The sequence below is a fragment of the Buttiauxella sp. BIGb0552 genome (assembly GCF_004366275.1).
Lineage (GTDB): Bacteria > Pseudomonadota > Gammaproteobacteria > Enterobacterales > Enterobacteriaceae > Buttiauxella > Buttiauxella gaviniae.
Genome location: NZ_SODY01000004.1, coordinates 161,576 through 181,137 on the forward strand (window position 1 = coordinate 161,576; position 19,562 = coordinate 181,137).

Consider the following 19,562-nt stretch of genomic DNA (forward strand, 5'->3'; position numbering starts at 1 on the left):
TTTGACACTCGTTATAAATACACTGGTAACCATAAAGCTCGATCGTTATCACATTTATAAGGGTGCCCAATGGCAATGACATCGGTTAAAAAAGTCTGGAGTGCTTTGGTTGTTTCTGCGTTGCTGGCAGGTTCAGCTCATGCCACGGAACTGCTGAACAGCTCTTATGATGTGTCTCGCGAGCTTTTTGCCGCGCTCAATCCTGCCTTCCAGAAACAGTGGGCTGAGGAAAATAACGGCGACAAGCTGGTGATTAAACAATCTCATGCCGGGTCATCAAAACAAGCGCTGGCGATTTTGCAGGGCTTAAAAGCAGACGTTGTAACTTATAACCAGGTTTCGGATGTGCAGATCCTGCATGACAAAGGCAACCTGATTCCAGCCGACTGGCAGGCGCGTTTGCCAAACAACAGTTCGCCGTTCTATTCCACCATGGCGTTCCTGGTGCGCAAGGGCAACCCTAAAAATATTCACGACTGGAGCGACCTGGTTCGCCCGGACGTAAAGCTGATTTTCCCTAACCCAAAAACTTCAGGTAATGCCCGTTACACCTACTTAGGTGCATGGGGTGCAGCCAACAAAGCTGACGGCGGCGATAAAGCCAAAACAGAACAGTTCATGACCCAGTTCCTGAAAAACGTTGAAGTGTTTGACACCGGCGGCCGTGGTGCAACCACCACGTTTGTTGAGCGTAACCTGGGTGATGTGTTGATTAGCTTTGAGTCCGAAGTTAACAACATTAGCAAACAGTACGAGAAAGATGGCTACGAAGTGGTTGTGCCAAAGGTCAACATTCTGGCGGAGTTCCCGGTGGCCTGGGTCGATAAAAACGTCAAAGCCAACGGCACTGAAAAAGCAGCAAAAGAGTATCTGAACTTCCTGTATAGCCCGGCGGCACAAACCATCATCACTGACTATTACTACCGTGTGAATAACCCGGAAGTGATGGCAAAACTGAAAGATAAATTCCCTCAGACCGAATTGTTCCGTGTGGAAGATGAGTTCGGTGGCTGGCCAGAAGCGATGAAAACCCACTTTGCCAGCGGCGGTGAGTTTGACCAGTTGCTCGGCAAGGGGCGTGAGTAATGTTTTCTGTTGCCTCCAAGCGGGTGCTGCCGGGCTTTACCTTAAGCCTCGGCACCAGTTTGCTGTTTGTTTGCCTGATTTTACTGCTGCCGTTAAGTGCGCTGGTGATGCAACTCTCTGAGATGACGCTGGCGCAGTATTGGGAAGTGATCACCAACCCGCAGGTGGTGGCGGCATATAAAGTCACGCTGCTGTCTGCGGGTGTGGCGTCTATCTTCAACGGTTTCTTTGGCATGTTGATGGCGTGGATCCTGACGCGCTACCAATTTCCGGGCCGTAGCCTGCTTGATGCATTAATGGATTTACCCTTTGCTCTGCCCACTGCCGTAGCGGGTTTAACGCTTGCCGGGCTGTTTTCAGTTAACGGCTGGTACGGCGAATGGCTGGCGCAGTTTGGCATTAAAGTGACGTACACCTGGCTGGGTATTGCCGTGGCAATGGCATTTACCAGTATCCCGTTTGTAGTGCGAACCATTCAACCCGTGCTGGAAGAGTTAGGCCCGGAATATGAAGAAGCTGCGGAAACGCTGGGTGCGACGCGTTGGCAGAGTTTTCGCCGCGTGATTTTACCGGAGCTTTCTCCGGCGCTGATGGCGGGTGTAGCACTTTCATTCACCCGTAGCCTGGGTGAATTCGGCGCAGTAATTTTCATTGCCGGCAACATCGCCTGGAAGACCGAAGTCACCTCACTGATGATTTTCGTGCGTTTGCAGGAGTTTGATTACCCGGCAGCAAGTGCGATTGCCTCGGTGATCCTTGCCGCTTCACTGCTGCTGCTGTTTACCATTAACACGTTGCAAAGTCGCTTTGGTCGGCGCGTGGTAGGTCACTGATGACGGACGTAACTGAATTGAAAAGCTATCGCCGTACTGGATTTAACTGGGGCAAATGGACGCTGATAGGCCTCGGCGTACTGATTTCTTTTTTGCTGCTGGTGGTGCCAGTGGCATCGATTTTCGCTCAGGCCTTCTCGAAAGGGCTGATGCCTGCGCTGCGCAATATTGTTGACCCGGATATGCTGCACGCCATCTGGCTCACCGTAATGATTGCGCTGATTACCGTGCCGGTGAACCTGGTGTTCGGTATTTTGCTGGCATGGCTGGTGACACGCTTTGATTTCCCTGGCCGCCAGTTGTTACTGACGCTGCTGGATATTCCATTCGCGGTTTCACCCGTAGTCGCAGGACTGGTTTATCTGCTGTTCTACGGTTCGAATGGCCCGCTGGCAGGCTTCATGGATGCGCATAACATCCAGATTATGTTCGCCTGGCCGGGCATGGTGTTGGTGACTATCTTCGTGACTTGTCCGTTTGTGGTGCGCGAACTGGTGCCAGTGATGTTGAGCCAGGGCAGCCAGGAAGACGAAGCAGCGATTTTGCTCGGCGCTTCGGGCTGGCAGATGTTCAGACGCGTTACATTACCCAATATCCGCTGGGCGCTGCTGTACGGCGTGGTGTTAACCAATGCTCGCGCCATTGGTGAGTTTGGTGCCGTGTCGGTGGTTTCCGGTTCTATCCGCGGTGAGACATTCTCACTGCCGTTACAGATTGAATTGCTACAGCAGGACTACAACACCGTTGGCTCGTTTACCGCTGCGGCGTTATTAACCCTGATGGCAATCGTTACGTTGTTCTTAAAGAGTGCGGTGCAGTGGCGTTTGAATAGCCAGGAAAAACGCCTGCAACAGGAGGGGAATCATGAGCATTGATATTACCAATATTAAGAAATCTTTTGGTCGCACCCAGGTGTTGAATGATATCTCGCTGGATATCCCTTCTGGCCAAATGGTGGCATTGCTTGGGCCGTCAGGTTCCGGTAAAACCACGCTGCTGCGTATTATCGCGGGCCTTGAGCACCAGAACAGCGGGCGCATTAGTTTCCACGGCACCGATGTGAGCCGCATTCACGCGCGTGACCGCAAAGTGGGCTTTGTGTTCCAGCATTACGCACTGTTTCGCCATATGACGGTGTTCGACAACATCGCTTTTGGCCTGACGGTTCTGCCGCGCCGCGAACGTCCTTCTTCCGCCGCGATTAAACAGAAAGTCACTCGTTTGCTGGAGATGGTGCAGTTATCCCATCTGGCAGATCGTTTCCCGGCACAGCTTTCCGGTGGGCAGAAGCAACGTGTGGCGTTGGCACGTGCGCTGGCGGTTGAACCGCAAATCTTGCTGCTTGATGAGCCATTCGGTGCGCTGGATGCACAGGTACGTAAAGAGTTGCGCCGCTGGTTGCGCCAGTTGCATGAAGAGCTGAAATTCACCAGCGTATTCGTGACCCACGACCAGGAAGAAGCGATGGAAGTCGCGGACCGCGTGGTGGTCATGAGCCAGGGGAATATTGAACAAGTTGATACGCCGGAAGCGGTATGGCGCGAACCCGCGACTCGTTTCGTGTTGGAGTTCCTTGGTGAAGTGAACCGTATGAAAGGCGTTGTGCGCGGCAGCCAGTTCCATGTTGGCGCACACCGTTGGCCGCTTGGCTTTACACCTGCGCACCAGGGGCCTGTCGATTTGTTCTTACGCCCGTGGGAAGTGGACGTCAGCCGCCGTACTAATCTGGATTCGCCACTGCCAGTTCAGGTGCTGGAAATCAGCCCACGTGGGCATTACATGCAGCTGGTTGTGCAGCCGTTGGGCTGGTATGACGAACCGTTAACGGTTGTGCTGCGCGAAGACTATGTTCCTGTGCGTGGTGAACGTCTGTTTGTCGGCCTGCAACATGCGCGCTTGTATGATGGGAAGAACAGAATTCACAGTACTTATAATGGCCAGGTAGACCTCGCGCAATCCGCCTGATAAGTTTACTGAACAACACGACACGCAAAGGCGGCCCACGTGGCCGCTTTTCTTATTTTCTGGACAGGCAAGTGAACACCTTAGAAAGCACGATTGGCAATACACCTCTGGTTAAATTGCAGCGCACCGGCCTTGATAACGGCAGTGAAATTTGGGTAAAGCTTGAGGGGAACAACCCCGCAGGCTCGGTTAAAGACAGAGCTGCACTTTCGATGATTGTACGCGCAGAAGCTCGCGGTGAAATCTCCCCAGGAGATACGCTCATTGAAGCGACCAGCGGCAATACCGGGATTGCACTGGCGATGATTGCAGCGCTTAAAGGCTACCGAATGAAGCTTTTAATGCCTGACAACATGAGTATGGAACGCAAAGCGGCGATGCAGGCTTATGGCGCAGAATTGATTCTTGTGACCAAAGAGCAGGGCATGGAAGGCGCACGCGAAATGGCACGTTTGATGGATGAACGCGGTGAGGGGAAAGTCCTCGACCAGTTCAACAACCCGGATAACCCCTATGCGCATTACAGCACAACCGGGCCGGAGATCTGGCAGCAGACACAGGGAAGAATCACGCACTTTGTCTCGAGCATGGGTACTACCGGTACCGTAACTGGCGTTAGTCAGTTTATGCGCGAGCAGGAAAAAACCGTCACCATTGTTGGTTTACAACCCGAAGATGGCAGCAGCATTCCGGGAATTCGCCGCTGGCCAGAAGAGTGGCTACCAAAAATTTTCAACCCTGCTTTGGTTGATGAAGTGATTGATATGTCGCAGGTCGAAGCCGAGAGAATGATGCGCAAACTTGCCCGTGAAGAGGGGATTTTCTGCGGCGTGAGTTCCGGTGGTGCAGTCGCAGGCGCATTACGTGTTGCACAGGCAAATCCGGGGGCGGTGGTAGTGGCGATTATCTGCGACCGCGGCGATCGATATTTATCGACGGGAGTGTTTGGCGAAGAGAGTTATTCGCAAGGCTCAGGAATATAATTTCAGAATATTAATCGTGTAGGGTGATAAGCCACGCCCTACAAAATCGTTACCTCGCCATCCCCCCTCTAATCTGACTTATTAAGAAAAAATGATAGTAACGTCACGGTGACTTACGCCGCAGTGCCATCTTGCCATAATGACTTGTCATTAATATTAAGTTCTAATATCTCTATCACCACGATGTAATAAATAACTGGCAGGTGAATAGATGGAAATTAAACAACCACAAGATTTTTTTCTTTCAGAGGCACACGCCTTCTGTTTATTTATGTTGGATAACCAGGAAATGGCAGATGCCCACGGCCATGATTTTGATGAGCTGGTTATTGTGCGTAGCGGCAGCGGTTTTCATATTATTAACGATCAGGTGGAGTTGGTTTATACAGGTGACTTCTTTTTTGTTTCGGCGAATGACACTCATTATTACGAGTCGACTAATAATCTTTCCCTTATTAATCTCTTATTTCATAAAGACCGGCATTTTGGTTTCATACATAATATTGATACATTGTTGGATGTTGTCCGAGAGACGACTCAACCTTCAGTGAGAGAACTGCTCACTTTAAACGAAAGTGAACTGCAGAAAATCGTCGGGTTAACGGAAGAAGTCACAGCCAGGCGAGATGATAATTTTGATGCAGTTTACTTTTCTGCTACAGAAGCAGCCATTCTGGAAATTGTCTCTTTGCTGTGTCGCTGCATTGCTCGCCGGGGAGAAAGAAATCGTAACAGTGAAAGTAGCGGGCAAAAAATACTGAATTATGTTCGCCAAAACTATTGCCGACATATTAATTGGGACGCTTTGTGCGAAGAGTGTGGGATGGCGAAACGCACGATGTTTCGTTTCTTTAAAGAGATGACCGGTACCACACCCGAGAAATTTCAGCAAATTTGTTGCTTGTTAAAGGCACAGGAACTTTTACGGACTACCGATCGGCCGATTAAAGATGTGGCGTTATTTTGCGGCTTTATTAACGCCTCACGTTTAACCGATGTGTATAAAAAGAGATTTTCTCGTACACCCTCGCAGGAAAGACATCTAAGTTATTCAATCACAGAATTATAGCCATATTTTTCATATTCATCAGTTTTTATGGGAATAAGTAATACATGACGTAAACAATAGTTTAATGGAGTCAATGTTATGGATAAAACAAAAATCATTAACCCTTGGTATGTGGGGGTTGTTTCGGGAATGGCATCTTATATCGACTCGGCCGCCATTGTTTCCAATGGCACAGCGTTAGTTATTTATCAGAAAGCGATTGGCATTACTTCGGCTGATATTGGTGTACTTTCCGGCGTATTAACTCTGTGCATTGCAATTGGCGCATTTTTAGGTGGCAGGTTGGGCGACCGCCTCGGCAGGAGAAAAGTGTTTATTGCCACTATGGCAATGATTGTTTTGGGATCGCTGATGCTGGCGTTTGGCAAGGTCTTTGTCGTTTTGCTGGCCGGTACGATGTTTGTTGGCCTGGCGACAGGAGCTGATTTGCCGGTTTCTTTGGCAACGATTGCTGAAGCGGCCTGTGATAAAAACCGTGGCAAGATTATCGGATTATCTAACCTGTTGTGGCTGGTAGGTATCAGCACCACCATGGGAATTTCAGCCGTCGTCGGGGGTTGGGGGCAATTGGGTGCACAAATTATGTACCTTCATGTGGGCATTGTCGCCGCCGTGTTGCTGCTATTACGTTGGACGATTCCTGAATCGCCAATGTGGTTACTTGCTCGTGACGAGAATCGCCGCGGGGCGACAACGGTTCGCGCACAGAAATCGTCGTTTAAAGATTTACTGCATGGGAAATATTTATGGCCGTTTGTAGCGTTATGCTTTTTTTATACGCTGGTGAATCTGGCGGCAAATACCGGCGGCCAATTCGGGACTTATGTTGCCGTGAATGTAGTCGGCATTACGGTTGAGGAAAATTCTCTGTGGAATTTATTGTTGATGCCCGTAGGAGTATTATCTGGTTTGCTCTTTATGAAGATGGTAGACACCTCAAAAAGAATGCTGGTTTTTATTATTGGCGCATTCTTCTTTGCTGGCGGTTTCTTTATGCCCGTATTACTTAATTTCTCGCCATTATCGTGGTTCTGCTTCCTTTTATTTACTGCTACCGGCAGTGGTATGGCTTTTGAAGGTATTATGAAAGTGTGGTCGCAGGAATCATTTCCGACCATGCTTCGTTCAACTGCTCAGGGGGCGATTGTGGGTGTGGCACGTTTATCATGTGCATTATTAGCCTTTGTCACTCCCGTTTTACTCGATGCTGGACCGGTAGCACTTTACTCCATCCTTTCTGCAATTGTTGCTCTAGGTATGTTTATTGGCTGGCTGTGTTTTCATCGCCAACAAAGAAATGAATTTTCAAGTGAAGGCGAAATGGTAGTGGAAATATATCCCAGAGTCCCTTTATTACCTACCGAAGCGATGCGGACAAAATAAATATCGGATCTACAAAATATTGAGTTATCAAAGGAGTCTGTCATTATGTTGTCAGTTAAAAAGGTCACGCTTGACTATGAGTTATCTTTATCGGGTATCGATGCTTTTCCAGTCATCGGTTGGGAGATTGAAAGTAACCAAAGGAATGTGAAGCAAGTTTGTTATCAGTTACAGGTGAGTGATGATAAATACTTCGATGTTGTTTTATTTGATAGCGGAGTAATCAGTAGTGACGCTTCGGTGAATGTGAATATTAATAAAATTTTACTGCATCCCTCAACACGTTATTTTGTCCGTGTAAAAATTAAAGATAACCAGGGTGAGGAAAGCCTGTGGAGTACCGCCGCAGAATTTATTACTGGGCTGCTGGATACCCCCTGGTCAGGGGATTTTATATCTGCTGAAACTCTTGCAGATAAAGATAATTCAAAAGTCACACTATTAAGAAAAACCTTTTCACTCAACAATGACAGCACGGTGGCTTCCGCTTATTTGCATGTATCAGCTTTAGGGGTTTATCAGTTTTATCTTAATGGAGGCAAAGCCGGTAATGATGAGCTAACGCCCGGCTGGACGAGCTACCACAACCATTTGCTTTATCAAACTTACGATTTGAGCGAGCAACTCAAGCCGGGTGAGAACGCTATTGGCGCTGAGCTGGGGGCTGGCTGGTATAAAGGTGATATGGGCTTTACCCGCGACAGGAATTATTACGGCGAACAGACCGCACTTATCTGCCAACTGGTGATTCATTATGAGGATGGAACCCGGCAGATTGTGGTCAGCGATAATTCCTGGCGTGGCGAAGATTCACCGATTATGTTCTCTGAGATTTACGACGGTGAAATTTGCGATGCAAGCTTTGAGCAAGAAGGCTGGAATAAAACGGGTTTTGATGACGCTCACTGGCGGCCTGTCAGCCTGGTTTCTTATGATAAAAAAGTGCTCACCGCGCAGGGCGCCTGCAAAGTAAAAAAAATAGCCACGCTGGAACCCACTTCGATTATCACGACGCCGCAGGGCGATACGGTTATCGACTTCGGGCAAAACCTGAGTGGCTGGGTTGAATTCAAAGTAAATGGCAATCGGGGTGACAAAGTTATTCTGCGCCATTTCGAGACGCTGAATGCTCAGGGAAATGTTTATCTGGATAATTTGCGTTCAGCGAAACAACGCGTGGAGTATGTTTTAAAAGGCGGGGCGACGGAGGTTTATCACCCTCGCTTTACCTGGCAGGGTTTTCGCTACGTAAAAGTCGAAAGCTACCCTGGAAATGTCAGCCCTGAGAATTTCAAAGCTGTGGTGCTGCATTCTGATATGGCTCAAACCGGTCATTTCAATTGTTCAAATGAAGATTTAAACCAGCTTCATCACAACATTCTGTGGGGGTTAAAAGGGAATTTCATTGATGTCCCGACCGACTGCCCCCAGCGCGATGAAAGACTGGGCTGGACAGGGGACGCACAGATATTTTGCCGCACGGCCAGTTACCTGATGCATACGCGTAATTTCTTTGCGAAATGGCTCCGGGATCTGCAACACGACCAGACGCCAGAAGGCGGTGTGCCGCACGTCATTCCTGATATTCTCACCGGGCATTGCGCGAATGATATCAACCTGGCCGAGGGAGGAACGCACTCAGCAGCGGCGTGGGCAGATGCCGCGGTTATCAATCCGTGGACGATGTACCTGATGTATGGCGACACTCGCGTTCTGGAAAACCAGTATCAGAGCATGAAAGGTTGGGTGGATTTTATGCTCACGCATTCCGAGAACCTGATCTGGCGTTATAAATTGCAGTTTGGCGATTGGGTTGCGTTGGATGCGAAAGAGGGGAGTTATTTTGGTGCGACACCAACGGATCTTGTCTGCACGGCTTATTTTGCTTACTCCACACAACTATTCAGCCAGGCCGCCAAAGCACTCAATCGAACAGAAGATTTTGAGCGCTACAGCACTTTGCATCAGCAAATCGTTCAGCGTTTTCAGGATGAGTTCTTCACTCCCTCAGGCAGGCTTGCGGCCAGAACGCAGACTGCACATATTCTGGCGCTCTATTTTAACCTGGTGCCAGAATCGTTCCGGGAACGTACCGTGAATACGCTTGTAGAACTCCTGCGCGAGCATGATGGCCATTTGGTGACCGGTTTTGTGGGTACCCCTTATTTTTGCCATGCACTGAGCCAGAATGGGCGGGAACAAGAGGCGTGGGAACTGCTGCTTAAGGATGATTTTCCCTCCTGGTTGTATCAAGTAAAAGCAGGTGCAACGACCATCTGGGAGCACTGGGATGGTATGAAGCCTGATGGCTCGATGTGGAGCGCCGATATGAACTCGTTTAACCATTATGCATATGGCGCGGTGGGGGAGTGGCTGTATCGCTCCGTTGCGGGTATTGAGGCAGACGCTGATGAACCAGGCTTTAAGCATGTGATTATCGCACCGACGATTGGCGGCAACGTTTCCTGGGTCGATGCGGCTTATGACTCCGTTTACGGTGAAATTAAGGTTCGCTGGCAAGTGAGACAAAGCAGAGTGGGGGATATTGTGACGTTGGACGTTAAGGTTCCACATAACACACATGCGACCCTAAAACTTTCGGGCATCGGAGAGCTGCTGTCAGCTCCGGATATGGTCTTTAAGCTGCAAGAGAATAGCGGATTTGCAGAGGTAGGATCGGGAGATTATAAGGTCGAATATCTGCGCGCATAAAATTCAGTGCCAGACATTGACGAAAAAAAACCGGAAATAGACATTTCCGGTTTTTTTATTCATTGCAGGGAGATGACCTGCCGCGTGAATCTTACTTCTTGATGCGGATTACCGGGGTCTCGCCCACAGTCACGCTACCAGTCAGTTTGATCAGCTCTTTGATTTCGTCCATGTTGGAGATAACAACCGGAGTCAGGGTAGACTTCGCTTTCTCTTCCAGCAGGGCCAAATCGAACTCGATAACTACGTCGCCTTTCTTAACGCGCTGGCCTTCTTCTGCGATGCGTTTGAAGCCTTCGCCTTTCAGTTCAACAGTGTCGATACCGAAGTGGACGAACAACTCAATGCCGCTATCGGATTCGATAGAGAAAGCATGGTTAGTTTCGAAGATTTTACCGATGGTGCCGTCAACCGGAGCAACCATTTTGTTGCCAGTCGGTTTAATTGCAATACCATCACCAACAATCTTCTCGGCGAAAACCACATCTGGAACATCTTCAATGTTAACGATTTCGCCAGAAAGTGGGGCAACAATCTCAATGGTTCCGGTGTCTTTTTTATCATCAGAAACCAGAGATTTCAGTTTATCAAACAAACCCATGATCTTCTCCTAAGCAGTAAATTGGGCCGCATCCGGTGGATTAGCAGATTGTTTTTTCTTCAATGAACTTGTTAACCAGCATCATTAACTCGTCCGTTGTCGGTTGAGCAAGTGCTTGCTCTGCTAACACCTTCGCATCTTCGAAGTTCGTGTTACGAATAATCTTCTTAATGCGCGGGATAGAAATGGAACTCATACTAAATTCGTCCAGACCCATTCCCAGCAACAGAAGTGTAGCACGTTCGTCGCCTGCAAGCTCACCACACATACCGGTCCATTTACCTTCTGCATGAGAAGCATCAATAACTTGCTTAATCAGAGTCAGTACAGACGGTGACATTGGCTGGTAAAGATGTGAAATCATATCATTACCACGGTCAACTGCCAGGGTGTACTGCGTCAGGTCATTGGTACCGATACTGAAGAAGTCGACTTCTTTAGCCAAATGGCGAGCAATCGTGGCCGCAGCCGGAGTCTCAACCATCACGCCAACTTCAATAGTTTCGTCAAACGCTTTGCCTTCTTCACGCAACTGCGCCTTCATGATTTCGATCTCAGCTTTCAGTGCACGCACTTCTTCAACAGAGATGATCATTGGGAACATAATACGTAATTTACCGAATACAGAAGCACGCAGGATAGCGCGAACCTGAGCGTACAGGATCTCTTTACGATCCATGGCGATACGTACTGCACGCCAGCCCAGGAACGGGTTCTCTTCTTTCGGGAAGTTCATGTACGGCAGCTCTTTGTCGCCACCGATATCCATGGTACGCACGATAACTGCTTGTGAGCCACAGGCTTCAGCAACAGCTTTGTACGCCGCGAACTGCTCATCTTCAGTTGGCAGTGAATCACGGTCCATGAACAGGAATTCTGTACGATACAGACCTACACCTTCTGCACCATTACGCTCAGCACCGTCGACATCACGAACAGTACCAATGTTTGCGCATACTTCTACCTGATGACCATCGAGAGTGATTGCTGGCAGGTCTTTCAGTTTTGCCAGTTCAGCTTTCTCAGAAGCTTCTTGCTGCTGTACAGCACGCAGAGCTTCGATCTCTTCGTTGGTTGGGTTAACGTAAACTTTATTGTTAACAGCATCGAGGATCAGGTAATCGCCGTTCTTCACCTGGCTGGTCACGCTACCGGTACCAACAATCGCAGGCAGTTCAAGAGAACGTGCCATGATGGAGGTATGGGAGGTACGGCCACCGATATCGGTGATGAAACCCAGAACCTTTTGCAGGTTAAGCTGTGCGGTTTCTGACGGAGTCAAATCTTTAGCGACCAGGATAACTTCATCTTGGATGGAGCTAAGGTCAATAATTGCCAGACCAAGGATATTGCGCAGCAGACGTTTACCGATATCACGTACGTCAGCCGCACGTTCTTTCAGGTATTCATCGTCTAATTCTTCCAGCGCGATCGCCTGGCCTTCGATAATTTCGTGAGCAGCTGCATCAGCAGTCACTAACTTATCGGTGATAAGGGCTATGATTTCCTGCTCAAGCTCTTCGTCTTCCAGCAACATAATGTGGCCTTCGAAGATAGCTTCCTTTTCTTCACCGAAGGTCTCGCCAGCTTTAATTTTGATCGCTTCTAACTGTGCCGACGCTTTAGCGCGCCCGCTTAAGAAACGTTCAACTTCCTGCGCAACTTTGTCGGCAGAAATTTTCTTCCGGTCGATGACAATTTCATCTTCCTTCAGCAAAAGTGCCTTGCCGAAAGCGATACCCGGGGATGCTAAAATGCCTGAAATCATAACCCTACCTTACTTGTGACTGATATTTACGAAGAACCCAGAACTTACTCGAGTTCAGCCATCAGTTTTACCAGATGCTCAACTGCTTTCTGATCATCTTCGCCTTCAGCGGAGATGGTCACAACAGTACCTTGGGTCAGACCCAGAGTTTGCAGTTTGAACAGGCTTTTCGCGCTTGCGCTTTTGCCGTTGGAGGTCACAGTGATCTCAGAAGTGAAGCCTTTAGCTTCTTTAACAAACTGAGCAGCAGGGCGGGTATGCAGACCGTTTGGAGCGGTAATGGTAACTTCTTGCTGGAACATTGTATTTCCCCAACTTATAGGTTTAGTGTTGTGGAACTAAAGTCTAGCCTGGTGGCAAAACTTTAGCCTGTATAGTTAGCGCCGTGTTAATTGTAACTCTACGCGACACAGGATGCTTTCTGGAACCACGAAATGTGCTTTGGTATCGACCATGCGCTTCGCGGCTCGCTCGTCATTAATCATTATGCCGTGAAATGTGATTTTGCACCAAATCGTTAAATCGATTCAGCAGATATACATCACATTTTTCGATTAATTTCGCGCATCAAAATAATTTGCTGGATAGATACCAGACCTGGCGGAGTGACGCAATGGCAGGGTGCCTAAAAGTTTGACGTATGCCACAAAAAAGCACCCATTCGGGTGCTTTTTTACACTGATTTACCTGATTGGCTTCACTGTTGGAGTTCTTTTTCAGTGAAAAGATCGGCAAACAGGGCGGTACTCAGGTAACGCTCCCCGGAAGAAGGCAGTATAACCACAATATTTTTATTGGTAAATGCTTCATCTTCCTGAAGTTTTAACGCTGCAGCTACTGCTGCACCCGATGAAATCCCCGCAAGAATACCTTCTTCTTCCATCAAACGACGTGCAGTAGAAATTGCTTCGTCGTTAGTGATAGCGATAACTCTGTCGATAAGCTTCAGATCGAGGTTTCCAGGGATAAAACCAGCACCGATACCTTGAATTTTATGTGGGCCAGGTTTGAGTTCTTCGCCCGCTAAAGCCTGAGCAATAACCGGGGAGTCAGTCGGCTCAACGGCCACACTGATAAGGTCTGTTTTGCCCTTGGTGTTTTTAATATAGCGACTAACACCAGTCAACGTACCACCGGTGCCAACACCAGCGATGAATACGTCCACTTCACCATCGGTATCTTCCCAAATTTCTGGGCCAGTAGTTTTTTCATGGATTTCAGGGTTTGCTGGATTGCTAAACTGTTGCAGTAACAGGAATTTCTCAGGATTACTGGCAACAATTTCTTCTGCTTTCTGAATCGCGCCTTTCATGCCTTTCGCGCCTTCAGTCAATACCAGGTTAGCACCCAGGGCTTTGAGCAGCTTACGGCGTTCAATACTCATGGTTTCAGGCATGGTTAGCGTCAGCTTATAACCACGTGCTGCGGCGACATATGCCAGTGCAATGCCGGTGTTACCACTGGTTGGCTCAACTAACTCTATACCAGGCTTCAGCACACCGCGTTTTTCGGCATCCCAAATCATATTGGCCCCGATACGGCATTTTACGCTAAAGCTCGGGTTACGGGACTCTACCTTGGCCAGGATGCGTCCATTACCGATGCGGTTAAGTCGAACCAGCGGCGTATGACCGATAGTCAGAGAGTTGTCTTCATAGATCTTGCTCATAACCCGTCCTTAACTGTATGAAATTTGGGAAACCTCTCCAGCATACCTGCTTAGAAGTTATGCGGAAGTAAAGAAATCGCATATCTATATGTAGAAGGGAAATAAGCAGAAGCCAGAAGGAATAAGGAGCGGCATAAGCCGCTCCTGCAAATTTACTTCCACATGGCGTGTTTAGGGCGATAGCAGTCGACCCACATGGCGGTAGCACCACATACAGCGACTGGCATGATAACCAGATTCAGGAATGGGATAAGCGTAAACAGACTGACTAGTGAGCCAAACTGCATGTTAATGATTTTCTTCTCACGCAGTGAGATGCGCATTTCTTTAAATGGCACTTTATGGTTATCAAATGGGTAGTCGCAATACTGGATAGCCAGCATCCAGGCGCTAAATAAGAACCATAAAACTGGCGCGACGGTTTGGCCGATGCCAGGGATAAAGTAGAGAACCAGCAATACAAGCGCTCGCGGTAGGTACCAGGAGAGCTTTTGCCATTCGCGTTTCATAATACGTGGAACATCTTTCATGATATCTAACACGCCGGTATCCGGCGGTGTTGCGCCAGTCAGACGAGCTTCGAGTTGTTCTGCCAGTAATCCGTTGAAGGGGGCAGCAATCCAGTTGGCTATGGTTGAGAAGAAGTAGCCAAACACCAGCAAGATAGACACGACTGCCAGTGGCCAAATGAGATAGCTCAACCACTGTAACCAATCTGGAACGTAAGAAAGAAGTGTGGGAACCCAAACATCCAGGCGAGTAAACAACCACCAAAATGCTCCACCCATTAATAAAATATTGACCAACAATGGCAAGAGCACGAAGCGCCTGATCCCTGGCTGATGTACCAGCTTCCAGCCTTGCGAAAAGTAATAAACGCCACTACGTGGCCCGGCTCCTGAAGTTGAAACCATATCTGAACGAACTCCTTTTTGGTCATTACAATGACGTGCAGAGTTATCATAACTGAGTGCCAGGAGAAAAACTTATTAAGAAATGGTCGAAAAAACAGCGAAAAATCGATTTTGGTACATCTTTATGCTGAGAAAACAGTGTGCGGACTTGCACTTGAGCAGATGGGCAAATACTCTTAGTGAGTAAATGTTTGCCGCGGTGGCAAGGTGTTAGAACAACAGAGAATATAATGATGCAGGATTTGCGTCTGATATTAATCATTGTTGGCGCGATCGCCATAATAGCCTTACTGGTTCACGGCCTGTGGACAAGTCGTAAGGAGCGTTCTTCCATTTTTCGTGATCGTCCAATGAAGCGCCTGAAGTCTAAGCGTGACGAATACGAATCGGATGACGACGAGGCTGACGATGAACAAGATGATGGAGTAGGTGAGGTGCGTGTGCGTCGGGTTAATCCTGCGCCAGAAACAACGACTCGCGAGCCAGAAATGCCTCGTCAGCCGCAAGCTCCTCAACATCAGTATGAGCCACCTTACGCCTCTGCGGAGCCGCGTCAGAGTGCGCCAGTGCGTCAGCCTGAACCGGTTATTCCACGTCAGGAAGTTCCTGTTGCGCCGGCACATCAGCCAGCGCCACAGCAACCTGCTGTCCATCAACCGGTACAACAGCCTGTTCAACCGCCTCAGCCAGTGGCACCGCAAGCGCCGGTCCAACCGGTGCAGCATTCTGAACCTGCGCCTGAGCCAGTTGCGGTACAACCTGCTCCGACACCGGAACCTCCGGCACGTCGTAAAGAGACGGTGATTGTGCTGAACGTTTCTGCTCATGCTGGCAGCATGATTAACGGTGATGTGCTGTTAAACAGTATTCAGCAAGCGGGCTTTATCTTTGGCGAAATGAACATTTTCCATCGTCATCTCAGTCCTGATGGCAGTGGTCCGGTTCTCTTTAGTCTTGCTAATATGGTTAAGCCAGGTTCTTTTGACCCAGAAAGCATGACGAATTTTGCAACGCCTGGCGTGACAATTTTCATGCAAGTACCGTCATACGGCGACCCAACGCAAAACTTTAAATTGATGCTGCAGTCCGCTCAGCACATTGCCGATGAAGTCGGTGGTGTTGTGCTTGATGACCAACGTCGTATGATGACGCCGCAAAAAATGCGTGAGTACCAGGACCGTATCCGCGAAGTGGTTGAAGCTAACATCAGCCATTGATACGCGCTCTGAACATGTTTTTCTTTGAACCCTCGGATTCCGGGGGTTTTTTATATTGATGGTGCGATATGGACACAATCGAACAAAAAATTACTCAACTGCGAACCACGCTTCGCCATCATGAATACCTTTACCATGTGCTTGATACTCCAGAAATCCCGGATGCGGAGTATGACCGCCTGATGGCTGAATTGCGTTCTCTGGAAGACACGCATCCTGAACTCATCACCCCTGATTCACCGACACAGCGCGTAGGTGCTGCACCTTTAAGCGAATTTACCCAGGTTCGCCATGAAGTACCGATGCTGTCGCTTGATAACGCCTTTGATGAAGCTAGCTACCTGGCCTTTAACAAGCGAGTTCAGGACCGCTTAAAAAGCCCAGAAGCCATTACTTTTTGCTGCGAGCTGAAACTCGATGGCCTCGCGGTGAGCCTGCTGTACGAAGATGGAGTACTGATTCGCGCCGCAACTCGTGGCGATGGTACGACGGGCGAAAATATCACTGCTAACGTGCGCACCATCCGCTCTATCCCTCTAAAACTGCGTGGTGAGAACATCCCCCGCCGCCTGGAAGTTCGTGGCGAGGTATTCCTGCCTCAGGCGGGCTTTGAAAAGATTAACGAAGAAGCGCGCCGCACAGGCGGGAAAATCTTTGCTAACCCGCGTAACGCTGCAGCCGGATCTCTGCGTCAGCTCGATCCTCGCATTACGGCAAAGCGCCCATTAACCTTTTTCTGCTACGGCGTGGGTTTGCTTGAAGGCGGCGAATTGCCTGCCAGCCATCATGGGCGTTTGCAGCAGTTTAAAGAGTGGGGGTTGCCGGTGAGCGACCGCATTCGTCTGTGTAATACACCTGAAGAAGTGCTGGCGTTTTATCACCAGGTTGAAGCCGATCGCCCGAAATTAGGTTTTGATATCGACGGTGTTGTTATCAAAGTTGACTCGCTCGCGCTGCAAGAAACTCTGGGCTTTGTTGCCCGTGCACCGCGTTGGGCGGTGGCGTTCAAGTTCCCGGCTCAGGAACAAATGACCTTTGTTCGTGACGTTGAGTTCCAGGTTGGTCGCACGGGTGCAATTACCCCTGTTGCTCGTCTGGAGCCGGTTCAGGTTGCAGGTGTGCTGGTTAGTAATGCCACATTGCATAATGCTGATGAAATTGAGCGCCTGGGTTTAAGAATTGGCGATCGCGTGGTTATCCGCCGCGCGGGCGATGTTATCCCGCAGGTTGTTGGTGTTGTGGAGTCTGAACGCCCGGAAAATACCACCGAGATTGTCTTCCCGACGCATTGCCCGGTTTGTGGTTCTGACGTTGAACGTGTTGAAGGCGAAGCGGTTGCACGTTGTACCGGCGGCCTGATTTGTGGCGCACAACGTAAAGAAGCGCTTAAGCATTTTGTCTCTCGTCGCGCGCTAGATGTTGATGGCATGGGCGATAAGATAATCGACCAATTGGTTGAGAAAGAATACGTTCATACGCCTGCGGATCTTTTCCGTCTGACTGCCGGTAAACTTACCGGGCTTGACCGTATGGGGCCAAAGTCGGCACAAAACGTGGTCGATGCACTGGAAAAAGCAAAAGAAACCACGTTTGCACGCTTCCTCTATGCACTTGGCATTCGCGAAGTCGGCGAAGCGACAGCCGCCGGTTTAGCGGCGCACTTTGTTACGCTGGATGCGCTGATTGCGGCAAGCATCGAAGATCTGCAAAAAGTACCTGACGTGGGAATTGTGGTCGCTACTCATACGTTCAACTTCTTCGCTGAAGAGAGCAACCGTGAAGTGATTCGCCAGTTGACTGAAGAAGCGGGCGTTCACTGGCCTGCTCCGGTGATTATCAAAGCGGAAGAGATCGACAGCCCATTTGCCGGCAAAACGGTGGTACTCACAGGTTCACTGACCATTATGTCTCGTGACGATGCCAAAGCACGCCTGGTCGCATTAGGCGCGAAAGTTGCGGGCAGCGTATCGAAGAAAACTGACCTGGTGATTGCGGGTGAGGCGGCTGGTTCTAAGCTCGTCAAAGCACAGGAATTGGGTATCGACGTGATTGATGAAGCTGAAATGATTCGCTTGTTAGGTGAATGAGATGGATAAAGAGCAGCTTATTGAGATAGCTAATACAGTAATGCCGTTCGGCAAATATAAAGGTCGCGTATTGATTGATGTACCGGAAGAGTACTTGCTGTGGTTTGCGCGTAAAGATGAATTTCCTCAAGGGCATCTGGGTGAGCTAATGAGGCTTACTTTGCTGATTAAGACCGAAGGGTTGGAGGGGCTGGTGAAGCCCCTCAAAAGGCATTAACTAAGTGTTATCGGTGGCGGCTTTGGCTGCCACCTGCGTCTCTTTCTGATAACGGCGGGCTAGCACCGCGCATATCATCAACTGCAGCTGGTGGAAGATCATAAGCGGCAGCACCATCATCCCGACTGTTGCGACCGGGAATAAGATATTTGCCATTGGAATACCATTCGCCAAACTCTTCTTCGAACCGCAAAACACAATGGTAATTTCATCAGCTTTACTAAAGCCCAGACGCCTTGCCACAAACATGTTGATGGTGATGACAATAGCCAGCAATACCAGACTTACCACCACGATAAACAGCAGTGAACCCAGGCCGACTTTGTGCCAAATTCCGTGCCTTACCGCTTCGCTAAATGCCGTGTAAATGACGAGCAGAATGGAAGTCTGATCCGTTTTACCAATCCATTTTTTATGTTTTGCGACCCAATTACCAATCCACGGGCGAGAAAGATGACCCGCCACAAACGGCACCAGTAGCTGCATCATAATGCTGCCGACCTGCTGCAAGCTGCCACTCGCGCCATGAACATGCATCACCATGCCCACTAAAAGTGGCGACAGGAATATACCAAGCAGACTTGAGGCCGATGCGGCGCACACGGCTGCTGCAACGTTGCCACCTGCAAGCGAAGTGAACGCAATAGCGGACTGCACCGTGGCAGGCAAAATACACAGGTACAAGAATCCTGTATAAATCTCAGGGCTGACATTGACTGGAGCCCACCAGGCGAACAACACGCCTAACACCGGGAATAGCACGAACGTGCTGCACATTACCCACAGGTGTAAACGCCAGTGGCTGCTGCCAGCAATAATCGCTTCGCGCGAAAGCTTTGCGCCGTGCATAAAGAATAACAGTGCAATTGCGGCGGTCGTTAGCCCTTCAAAAAAGCCAACAAAGCTGCCTTGAGCGGGGAAGAAAGACGCCAGTAATACGGTCACAATTAGCGTCAACGTGAAGGGGTCGAGTACGCGAAAGAGTTTCATCATCATTCCTCAAACTGTTGTAGGGCTATTGTGCTTTCATTAGTTTTAGAAATAAAATTGATTTATTG

Annotated in this window: 17 protein-coding genes; 11 read left to right on the forward strand and 6 right to left on the reverse strand. The window is 49.1% G+C overall.

Translation table 11 applies throughout. The features are described from left to right. The first annotated feature begins 69 nt into the window (after window positions 1-69). The 8 genes from EDF88_RS12860 (at window position 70) to EDF88_RS12895 (ending at window position 10,031) form a co-directional block, all read left to right on the forward strand. Window positions 70-1,086: a sulfate ABC transporter substrate-binding protein gene (locus EDF88_RS12860; RefSeq protein ID WP_134185037.1), complete on the forward strand. Its 1,017-nt coding sequence runs from the start codon at window positions 70-72 to the stop codon at window positions 1,084-1,086. Beyond that, window positions 1,086-1,919 carry a sulfate/thiosulfate ABC transporter permease CysT gene (gene cysT, locus EDF88_RS12865; RefSeq protein WP_064512920.1) on the forward strand — a complete coding sequence of 278 codons (834 nt, stop codon included), beginning with the start codon at window positions 1,086-1,088 and terminating at the stop codon, window positions 1,917-1,919. Before EDF88_RS12860 ends, cysT begins: the two co-directional genes overlap by 1 nt. Next, window positions 1,919-2,794 (forward strand): sulfate/thiosulfate ABC transporter permease CysW, encoded by an 876-nt coding sequence (gene cysW, locus EDF88_RS12870; protein WP_064512918.1) that lies wholly within the window; start codon window positions 1,919-1,921, stop codon window positions 2,792-2,794. The genes cysT and cysW overlap by 1 nt, the downstream gene beginning before the upstream one ends. Next, complete coding sequence (gene cysA, locus EDF88_RS12875) at window positions 2,784-3,884, forward strand: sulfate/thiosulfate ABC transporter ATP-binding protein CysA (RefSeq protein WP_064512916.1); 1,101 nt, start codon at window positions 2,784-2,786, stop codon at window positions 3,882-3,884. The genes cysW and cysA overlap by 11 nt, the downstream gene beginning before the upstream one ends. 71 nt (window positions 3,885-3,955) lie before the next feature. Continuing rightward, complete coding sequence (gene cysM / locus EDF88_RS12880) at window positions 3,956-4,867, forward strand: cysteine synthase CysM (RefSeq protein WP_134185039.1); 912 nt, start codon at window positions 3,956-3,958, stop codon at window positions 4,865-4,867. A gap of 211 nt (window positions 4,868-5,078) precedes the next feature. Beyond that, window positions 5,079-5,936 carry a helix-turn-helix domain-containing protein gene (locus tag EDF88_RS12885; RefSeq protein WP_134185041.1) on the forward strand — a complete coding sequence of 286 codons (858 nt, stop codon included), beginning with the start codon at window positions 5,079-5,081 and terminating at the stop codon, window positions 5,934-5,936. Window positions 5,937-6,014: 78 nt separating this feature from the next. Then, window positions 6,015-7,319 (forward strand): MFS transporter, encoded by a 1,305-nt coding sequence (locus EDF88_RS12890; protein ID WP_134185043.1) that lies wholly within the window; start codon window positions 6,015-6,017, stop codon window positions 7,317-7,319. 45 nt (window positions 7,320-7,364) lie between these two features. After that, window positions 7,365-10,031, forward strand: coding sequence for a glycoside hydrolase family 78 protein (locus EDF88_RS12895; protein WP_134185045.1), 2,667 nt, complete (start codon window positions 7,365-7,367; stop codon window positions 10,029-10,031). 91 nt (window positions 10,032-10,122) lie between these two features. Here the strand turns inward: EDF88_RS12895 and crr are convergent, their stop codons facing one another. From crr to cysZ, 5 genes are all read right to left on the reverse strand, one after another. Continuing rightward, window positions 10,123-10,632 (reverse strand): PTS glucose transporter subunit IIA, encoded by a 510-nt coding sequence (gene crr / locus EDF88_RS12900; protein WP_034459029.1) that lies wholly within the window; start codon window positions 10,630-10,632, stop codon window positions 10,123-10,125. A gap of 40 nt (window positions 10,633-10,672) precedes the next feature. Further along, window positions 10,673-12,400: a phosphoenolpyruvate-protein phosphotransferase PtsI gene (ptsI, locus tag EDF88_RS12905; protein WP_064512905.1), complete on the reverse strand. Its 1,728-nt coding sequence runs from the start codon at window positions 12,398-12,400 to the stop codon at window positions 10,673-10,675. 44 nt (window positions 12,401-12,444) lie between these two features. Beyond that, on the reverse strand, window positions 12,445-12,702 hold the full coding sequence (gene ptsH / locus EDF88_RS12910; protein WP_034459025.1) for a phosphocarrier protein Hpr: 258 nt from the start codon (window positions 12,700-12,702) through the stop codon (window positions 12,445-12,447). Between the two features lie 395 nt (window positions 12,703-13,097). Then, window positions 13,098-14,069 (reverse strand): cysteine synthase A, encoded by a 972-nt coding sequence (gene cysK, locus EDF88_RS12915; RefSeq protein ID WP_064560169.1) that lies wholly within the window; start codon window positions 14,067-14,069, stop codon window positions 13,098-13,100. A 152-nt stretch (window positions 14,070-14,221) separates the two neighbouring features. Further along, window positions 14,222-14,983 carry a sulfate transporter CysZ gene (gene cysZ, locus EDF88_RS12925; protein WP_064512901.1) on the reverse strand — a complete coding sequence of 254 codons (762 nt, stop codon included), beginning with the start codon at window positions 14,981-14,983 and terminating at the stop codon, window positions 14,222-14,224. Between the two features lie 230 nt (window positions 14,984-15,213). Between cysZ and zipA the strand changes: the two genes are divergently transcribed. The 3 genes from zipA to EDF88_RS12940 all read left to right on the forward strand — a co-directional run bounded on the left by zipA (window position 15,214) and on the right by EDF88_RS12940 (window position 18,504). Continuing rightward, complete coding sequence (gene zipA, locus EDF88_RS12930; protein WP_208326143.1) at window positions 15,214-16,200, forward strand: cell division protein ZipA; 987 nt, start codon at window positions 15,214-15,216, stop codon at window positions 16,198-16,200. A 68-nt stretch (window positions 16,201-16,268) separates the two neighbouring features. Further along, window positions 16,269-18,287, forward strand: coding sequence for an NAD-dependent DNA ligase LigA (ligA, locus tag EDF88_RS12935; RefSeq protein ID WP_134185049.1), 2,019 nt, complete (start codon window positions 16,269-16,271; stop codon window positions 18,285-18,287). Window position 18,288: 1 nt separating this feature from the next. Continuing rightward, window positions 18,289-18,504 carry a DUF3820 family protein gene (locus EDF88_RS12940; RefSeq protein WP_034459012.1) on the forward strand — a complete coding sequence of 72 codons (216 nt, stop codon included), beginning with the start codon at window positions 18,289-18,291 and terminating at the stop codon, window positions 18,502-18,504. On the opposite strand, the gene EDF88_RS12945 is transcribed toward EDF88_RS12940, so the two are convergent. Beyond that, window positions 18,505-19,494 (reverse strand): bile acid:sodium symporter family protein, encoded by a 990-nt coding sequence (locus EDF88_RS12945; protein WP_064512895.1) that lies wholly within the window; start codon window positions 19,492-19,494, stop codon window positions 18,505-18,507. Between the last annotated feature and the right edge of the window lie 68 nt (window positions 19,495-19,562).

Excerpts from the sequence above, each read along its gene's own strand:
- EDF88_RS12860 (WP_134185037.1), top strand. The coding sequence starts at position 70 with ATGGCAATGACATCGGTTAAAAAAGTCTGGAGTGCTTTGGTTGTTTCT.
- cysT (WP_064512920.1), top strand. The coding sequence starts at position 1,086 with ATGTTTTCTGTTGCCTCCAAGCGGGTGCTGCCGGGCTTTACCTTAAGC.
- cysW (WP_064512918.1), top strand. The coding sequence starts at position 1,919 with ATGACGGACGTAACTGAATTGAAAAGCTATCGCCGTACTGGATTTAAC.
- cysA (WP_064512916.1), top strand. The coding sequence starts at position 2,784 with ATGAGCATTGATATTACCAATATTAAGAAATCTTTTGGTCGCACCCAG.
- EDF88_RS12885 (WP_134185041.1), top strand. The coding sequence starts at position 5,079 with ATGGAAATTAAACAACCACAAGATTTTTTTCTTTCAGAGGCACACGCC.
- EDF88_RS12890 (WP_134185043.1), top strand. The coding sequence starts at position 6,015 with ATGGATAAAACAAAAATCATTAACCCTTGGTATGTGGGGGTTGTTTCG.
- EDF88_RS12895 (WP_134185045.1), top strand. The coding sequence starts at position 7,365 with ATGTTGTCAGTTAAAAAGGTCACGCTTGACTATGAGTTATCTTTATCG.
- crr (WP_034459029.1), bottom strand. The coding sequence starts at position 10,632 with ATGGGTTTGTTTGATAAACTGAAATCTCTGGTTTCTGATGATAAAAAA.
- ptsI (WP_064512905.1), bottom strand. The coding sequence starts at position 12,400 with ATGATTTCAGGCATTTTAGCATCCCCGGGTATCGCTTTCGGCAAGGCA.
- ptsH (WP_034459025.1), bottom strand. The coding sequence starts at position 12,702 with ATGTTCCAGCAAGAAGTTACCATTACCGCTCCAAACGGTCTGCATACC.
- cysK (WP_064560169.1), bottom strand. The coding sequence starts at position 14,069 with ATGAGCAAGATCTATGAAGACAACTCTCTGACTATCGGTCATACGCCG.
- cysZ (WP_064512901.1), bottom strand. The coding sequence starts at position 14,983 with ATGGTTTCAACTTCAGGAGCCGGGCCACGTAGTGGCGTTTATTACTTT.
- zipA (WP_208326143.1), top strand. The coding sequence starts at position 15,214 with ATGATGCAGGATTTGCGTCTGATATTAATCATTGTTGGCGCGATCGCC.
- ligA (WP_134185049.1), top strand. The coding sequence starts at position 16,269 with ATGGACACAATCGAACAAAAAATTACTCAACTGCGAACCACGCTTCGC.
- EDF88_RS12940 (WP_034459012.1), top strand. The coding sequence starts at position 18,289 with ATGGATAAAGAGCAGCTTATTGAGATAGCTAATACAGTAATGCCGTTC.
- EDF88_RS12945 (WP_064512895.1), bottom strand. The coding sequence starts at position 19,494 with ATGAAACTCTTTCGCGTACTCGACCCCTTCACGTTGACGCTAATTGTG.